At 62.4% G+C, this 1334-nt stretch carries 1 protein-coding gene; it reads left to right on the forward strand.

The features are described from left to right. Positions 1 to 1334, forward strand: a 1334-nt coding sequence (locus tag ACWDSL_RS53435; protein WP_450497022.1) for an acyltransferase domain-containing protein, incomplete at both ends; no start/stop codon positions are given.

Here is a 1334-nt window from a genome sequence, read left to right on the forward strand (position 1 = left end):
CACCTCCTCGTCCTGTCCGCCCGCACCCCTCAAGCCCTCGACGCCGCCACCGACCGACTCGCCCACCACCTCCGCACCCACCAGCCCGACCTGACCCACGCCGCCCACACCCTCGCCCAAGGACGCCACACCTTCCCGCACCGCCGCATCGCCCACGGCACCACCCCCGACCACATCGCCACCACCCTCGAAACACGCAACCCCCACCACACCACCACCCACCACACCACCCACGACAACCCCCACATCATCTTCATCCTCAGCGGCCAAGGCCCCCAACACCCCCACATGGGCCAACAACTCTACGAACAACACCCCACCTACAAACAAGCCATCGACACCTGCGCCGAAATACTCCAACCCCACCTCAACCACGACATCCGAAAAATCCTCTACCCCACCAACACCACCGACACCAACACCGCCCAACACCTCCTCCAACAAACCCAATGGGCCCAACCCGCACTCTTCACCACCGAATACGCCCTCATACAACTCTGGAAACACTGGGGAATCACCCCCCACACCCTCATCGGCCACTCCCTCGGCGAACTCATCGCCGCCCACACCGCCGGAATCTTCACCCTCCCCGACGCACTCCACCTCACCGCACAACGCGCACAACTCATGCAACAACAACCCCCCGGCACCATGATCAACATCAACGCACCCCGCCACCACATCGAACCAACCCTCCCCCCACAACTCACCATCGCAGCCCACAACACCCCCAACGACTGCGTCATATCAGGCCCCACCCACCACATCCAACAATACAAACAAACCATCAAACACAAAGGCTGGACCACCCAAACCATCACCACCCAACACGCCTTCCACCACCCCCTCATGAACCCCGCCGCCCAACAACTCCACACCACCCTCAAAAACACCCCCCACCACCCACCACACACACCCATCATCACCAACACCACCGGCACCCACCTCACCCCCCAACAAGCCCAAAACCCCCACCACTGGGCCCACCAAATCACCACCACCGTCCACTACACCCAAACCATCACCACCGCCACCCACAACACACCCCACCCCATCCTCCTCGAAATAGGACCCGGAAACACCTTCACCACCCTCGCCCGACACACCACCCACAACACCACCCCCACCCTCACCTCACTCCCCCACCCCAAAGACCCCCGCACCCCCACCCAAACCATCACCCACACCCTCGGCCAACTCTGGCAACACGGCACCACACCCAACTGGAACAACCACAACCCACAAACCCAACACCCCCAACACATCCCCCTCCCCACCTACCCCTTCCAACACCAACACCACTGGCTCCCCCACCCCACCAAAACCACCACAGC

The sequence above is a fragment of the Streptomyces sp. NPDC000941 genome (assembly GCF_053599555.1).